Raw genomic sequence first — 5,300 nt, 5'->3', positions numbered from 1 at the left:
GGGCGGCGGGGTCGCCGCACCGGCGTCGGCGGCCGGGAACGACGGGTCCCCGTCGGCGCCCGGGTCGGGCGTCGTCGGCGTCGCGGCCGGACCGGGCGAGACGTCGCCGGCGGGCTCGGACGGCGAGGGCTCGGCGTCGGGCCCCGGCACGGCCGGGGTCTCGTCGGGCTCCACGGCGCCGCCGATGGGGGACGGCGCGTCCGGGTCGATGGCCTGGAACTCGGTCGTCGGGGGGACCGGCTGCTCCGCGGAAGGCACCCAGGCCTCCGCGTCGCCGGGCTTGTCGGTCTTGTCGCTCACTCGGGCGGCTCCTCTCCGAACGCACGGCGCCAGATCAGCGCGGCCACGCGTTGCGCGGCCAGGCTGCTGGCGACGCCCAGGCCGGCGACGAGGCCGGACCAGGCGAGTCGCTTGACGAGCTCGTTGTCCATGGCGTCGATCCTACCCGTGGGTACGGCGAAGCACACGCGCGGCAACGGGTGCGCCGGGTCGGTCCGGACCCCGGGGCCCGGCGGACCGTCGATCAGCGGGGGTCGAGCCCGCCGCAGATCGTCTCGACGAGCTGCACGACGGCCTCGCGGCGGTCCGCGGGCTCCGACGGCGAGGTGCCGAAGATCCACGACGTGAGGATCTGCTCGATGCCGCCGTAGAAGACGATCGCGGCGAACGCCGGCGGGATGTCGCCCCGCAGCTCGCCCGTGCCCTGCGCCCGCTCGACGATCCGCGCGAGGCCCGTGTGGGCGTCCTGGATCGTGGCCCAGTGCTTGCGCCCGAAGGTGTTGGCCTGCCGGGTCACCTCGACGATGACGACCTGCATGACGTCGGGGTGGCGCCCGTAGCTCTCGACGATGAACGTCGCCACCTTGGCCAGGCGGTCGCGGGCGGACAGCGCCTCGTCGCCGGCGGCCTCCTCGATGACCTCGAGCATGAGGTTCCAGCGCTCGAGGAAGACCTCGTCGAGGATCCCGTCCTTGCTCTTGAAGTAGTGGTAGACCAGCCCGTAGGCCACGCCCGCCTCGTCCGCGATGTCCGAGACGCGGCAGTGGTTGAACCCGCGCTCGGCGAAGACGCGGACGGCGGCGTCGAGGATCGCCCGGCGCTTCTCGACGCTCGCGGCGGTCGTGCGGGGCGCCATCAGGCCTGGGCCTCGTCGCGGGCGGGAGCAGCGGCGGTGTCGCCCGGCCGGGGGGCCACAGCGTCGGCGGCCGCGCGGCCGGCCTCGCCCGCGGCACCGACGTCCCAGCCGGCGGCCAGATCGCCCGGCTCCTCCCCCGCGAGCGCGGCGGCCACGTCTCCCCGCCGCTGGCGCAGGACCGGCAGGCCCTCCCGGACCTCATCGACGCGGGCCAGGTCGAGATCCGCGACGACGACGGCCTCGTCGACGTCGGGCGCCTGGGCCAGGACGGTGCCCCACGGGTCGATGATCATGGAGCGGCCGCCGGAGCGGATGCCGTCGGCGTGCTCACCGTGCTGGTTGGCCGCGAGCACGAAGACGCCGTTCTCGATCGCCCGCGCCCGCAGCAGGACCTCCCAGTGCGCCGCCGTCGTGCGCTCCGTGAAGGCGGCGGGGACGGTGAGGATGCGGGCGCCACGGACGGCGAGCGCACGGTGCAGCTCGGGGAAGCGCAGGTCGTAGCAGACGGTCATGCCCACCGGGGTGCGTGCGTCGTCCGACAGCGGGGAGACGACGAGGCAGTCGCCGGCGATCTCGCGGTCGGACTCGCGGTAGCGGCGGCCGGCGACGTCGGCGTCGAAGAGGTGCAGCTTGCCGTAGAGCGCGAGGCGCCCGTCCGGGGCCGCGTGGATCGCGGTGTTCTGCTGGCGGCCGTCGGCGCGGGTGACCGAGACCGAGCCGGCGAGCAGGTCGATGCCCAGCTCGACCGCGGTCCGGCGGGCCCACGTGACGGCGGGGCCGTCGAGCGGCTGGGACCCGGCGGCGACGTCCGCGTCGCGCCCGAGCACGGACCACTTCTCCGGCAGCAGCACGACGGTGGCCCCGGCGGCGGCCGCGCGGCGGACCAGGCGGTCGGCGGCCTCCTGGGCCGCGGCGACGTCGGGGGTGGCGAGGAGTTGGACGACGGCGGCGCGCACGGGATCACGTGGGACCGGTCCGGACGACGGCCGATCCGTTGACTGACCAGTCAGTCGGGCGAGTATAGGCCCCGGGGCGAGGTCCGGCCACGAACGGTCCCAGATCGCGGGCCCGGTGGCGTCAGGCCTTGCGGCGCTCCCGCGCCAGCTCGCGGCGCAGGACGTGCCCGTGGACGGCGCCGACGAGCTCGCGCAGGGGGTCCGTGGCCGACAGCATCAGCTCGACGGCGCGTTCCGGGGCGACGTCGCGGTCCACCATCCGGTGCAGGAACGTCTGGGTCTCCTCGCGCACGAGCGGCTCGAGGGCCTCGACGTAGCGCAGCGCGTCGTAGACCGTGAAGCCCAGCTCCTCGCCGAAGCCGGTGTCGCGGAAGCGCATGAACGCCTGGACGATCCGGACCTCGTCGGGGTCGTACCCGCGTGTGCCGTCGCCCATCACCCGCAGCTCGGCGAGCTTGTCCAGCGCGGACTCCGGCACGCCGGTCGCGGCGACGAGGTCGGCGCGGTCGGTGAGCACCGGCCCCTGCTGCGAGAGCGCCCGCTCGATGATCTCGTCGCGGCGGCCGACGAGGTCACGTGCGCGATCGGGACCGTCGGCGAGGACCTCGCGGATCGCCCGCAGGGGCATGAAGCGCTCCTCCTGCAGGCGACGGACGAGGCGGATCCGCTCGACGAACGCCGGCGGGTAGTACGCCATGTTGCGCGAGGTGCGGACGATCGCGATGCCCTGGGCGGCGTCGCCGTCGCTCTGAAGCAGCCCCTCCCGCAGGTAGTGCTTGACGGTCGCGGGGCTGACGCCGGCCTGCTCGGCCAGGTCGCCCATCCGCAGGAGCCCGGTGGTGTCGGGGACCCCGGTCATCCCACGAGGGCCCCCGCCGCCCCGGACGACAGCAGCGCCGCGATCCGGTCCTCGTCGAGGCCGGCCTCGCGGAGGACCTCCTCGGTGTGCTCGCCCAGGCCGGGGGCGGGGAGCCGGTGGACGTCGCCGGGCGTGGCGGAGAGCTTGATCGGCACGCCCAGGGCGCGGACCGGGCCGGTCGCACCGGGCTGGTCGATCTCGACAACCATCTCGCGCGCCCGCACGAGGTCGCTCTCCAGCGCCTCCTCGAGCTCCCAGACGGGCTCGAGGCACGCGTCGTGCTCGCTGCCGAACGCGGCCCACTCCTCCCGCGTGCGGGACAGCGCGATCCGCTCGACCTCGGCGTGGGCCTCGGAACCGGGCGGGTCGAACTGGCGCGGGATCAGGTCGTCGCGGCCGACGCCGTCGCAGAACGCCTTCCAGAACTTCGGCTCGAGCGCCCCGATGGTGATCCAGCCGTCGGCGCAGGGGTACGGGCGATAGCAGAGGTGCTCGCCGGTCAGGAGGGTGCGGCCGCGGCGCGGCTGCTGGCCCTGGAGCGCCGCGGCGGACTCCATGACCGTCCAGGACAGGGCACCGTCGGTCATCGAGACGTCGACGGACTGGCCCTCGCCCGTGCGCTCGGCGTGGCGCAGCGCGGTGAGGACGCCGATGACGGCCATCTGCGCGCCGCCGCCGATGTCGGCGATCTGCACGCCGCCGAGGACGGGCTCGCCGTCCCGGACGCCGTTCAGCGCGAGCACGCCGGCCAGCGCCAGGTAGTTCATGTCGTGGCCGGGGCGCTGCGTGAGCGGCCCGGTCTGCCCGAAGCCGCTGATCGCGCAGTGCACGATCCGCGGGTTGCGGGCGCGGAGGGCGTCGATGCCGAGGCCCAGGCGGTCCATCACGCCGGGACGGAAGGACTCGAGCACGACGTCCGCACCCTCGACGAGTGCGAGCAGCGCCTCGCGGCCCTCCTCGGCCTTGAGGTCCAGGCGGATCGAGCGCTTGTTGCGGTTCAGGGCGATGAACGCGGCCGACTTGGCGGACTCCGCGGCCCCGTCGACGTAGGGCGGTGCGGCACGCGCGTAGTCGCCCGCGCCGGTGTCCTCGACCTTGACGACGTCGGCCCCGAAGTCGGCCAGCATCAGGCTGGCGAAGGGTCCGGGGAGCAGGCGGGAGAGGTCCAGGACGCGGACGCCCTCGAGCGGGAGCGAGGTCATGTGACGGTCGAGGGTACTACGTACGGGACGTCGGAGGTTCTACGTCCTACTTCTGCCGTTCGGCCCTCGCGGCCTCGAAGGACCGAATGGGCCCGTTCGAGTTTCCGTAACCCACCGTAAGACGACCACGTCGGTGTGAGGTGGACGTGGAGGTGTGGTGGCGTTACACGCATCGTGCTCGTGCGAACCACCGTGGTGCCGGTGCACGGGAGGCGATGGCGGGTTATGTGTCGGCCGCGGTGGTGGTGGGGTGCTCGTCGGGGGATCCGGTCGGCCCTGGGAGGCCGGATCCGGGTCGACGACCGCCCCGACGGCCGCCGCGCCGGGGCCGGGCGGCGCGGTCGCGCAGGACCCCGGACGGCGCGCCGGCGAGGCCCGGACGTCGGCCGCCCGGCGCCGCGATTCGGTGTGCCCGCCCGGGCTCCGGACACCGGGCGGCTCGGCCCTTGACGGCACTCCGGCGGAGCACCTCGGTCGCACGCTCCCGGAGCCCCTCCCGGGCGCCGGCGACCCCGGGCTCGGAGGTCGTGGCCGGGACGCCGCCGCGGTCGCCCCGGGGCGCCTGCTCCGGGACGCGCCGGGAGCTCGCCCGCGCCTCCGGGCGCCGCTCGTCCGGGGGCCCCGCGGGGGAGGGTGTAGGGCACCGAGGAGCGCCGCTCCGTGGAGGCCCCTGACGGCCTCCGGGGACGTCGCCGGCGCGGTCCCCCCGGGGCGCCCCGGAAGGCCCCGGAGACGCCCCGCGAGAGCGCCACGGGCCCGCCCGGCCGTCGCGTCGGGGCGGCCCGGAGGTCGCCGCACCGCGGCCGGAGGCGACCTCCGCGGGACCGATCGGGGCTCGACGGGCACGGCGAGGATCCTCGCACGGACGGGCGCGGGGTGTGGGGACCGCGAGGGTGCCCGGTGGGGAGCGAGGTGGCGAGCGAGGAGTGCCGCTAGGTGTGCTGCCCGGGGTGGTGGTGGAGACGGTGGTGGTGGTGATGGTCGCTGCGCCGCGGGGTGCGGGGAGGTGGTGGTCGGTGGGCCGGGGGGCCCGGCGGGCGGAGCCCCGGAGGGACGACGGCGACGGAGACCGCGCCGGGGTGCGGACCGGCGGGCGCGGACGTGCGCGGTCAGCCGGTCCGCCGGGCGGTGCGGCGGGGGGCGGTCCG

The 5,300-nt window shown here is 75.8% G+C and carries 5 protein-coding genes and 1 pseudogene; all 6 read right to left on the bottom strand.

Features of this window, described 5'->3' with window-relative positions:
* A pseudogene (locus Q7T67_RS15040) lies at positions 1 to 300 on the bottom strand (hypothetical protein); the annotation flags it as partial.
* Complete coding sequence (locus tag Q7T67_RS15035; RefSeq protein WP_304791270.1) at positions 297 to 431, bottom strand: hypothetical protein; 135 nt, start codon at positions 429 to 431, stop codon at positions 297 to 299. The gene Q7T67_RS15035 and the pseudogene Q7T67_RS15040, both read right to left, overlap by 4 nt.
* Positions 432 to 523: 92 nt before the next feature.
* The gene (locus Q7T67_RS15030; RefSeq protein ID WP_304791266.1) at positions 524 to 1,135 is read right to left on the bottom strand and encodes a TetR/AcrR family transcriptional regulator; all 612 of its coding nucleotides are present in this window, start codon (positions 1,133 to 1,135) and stop codon (positions 524 to 526) included.
* A complete protein-coding gene (locus Q7T67_RS15025; protein ID WP_304791264.1) occupies positions 1,135 to 2,091 on the bottom strand; it encodes a carbon-nitrogen hydrolase family protein in 957 nt (318 codons plus the stop codon). Before Q7T67_RS15025 ends, Q7T67_RS15030 begins: the two co-directional genes overlap by 1 nt.
* A gap of 121 nt (positions 2,092 to 2,212) precedes the next feature.
* Positions 2,213 to 2,950 carry a MerR family transcriptional regulator gene (locus Q7T67_RS15020; protein WP_304791261.1) on the bottom strand — a complete coding sequence of 246 codons (738 nt, stop codon included), beginning with the start codon at positions 2,948 to 2,950 and terminating at the stop codon, positions 2,213 to 2,215.
* Entirely contained in the window at positions 2,947 to 4,152 is a 1,206-nt protein-coding gene (locus tag Q7T67_RS15015; RefSeq protein WP_304791258.1) for a CaiB/BaiF CoA-transferase family protein, read from the bottom strand. Before Q7T67_RS15015 ends, Q7T67_RS15020 begins: the two co-directional genes overlap by 4 nt.
* Positions 4,153 to 5,300 lie beyond the last annotated feature (1,148 nt).

Source organism: Patulibacter sp., from assembly GCF_030655195.1.
Taxonomy (GTDB): domain Bacteria; phylum Actinomycetota; class Thermoleophilia; order Solirubrobacterales; family Solirubrobacteraceae; genus Patulibacter.
The sequence above is the reverse complement of the archived record's forward strand: the minus strand, read 5'-3'. Positions and strand labels throughout refer to the sequence as shown.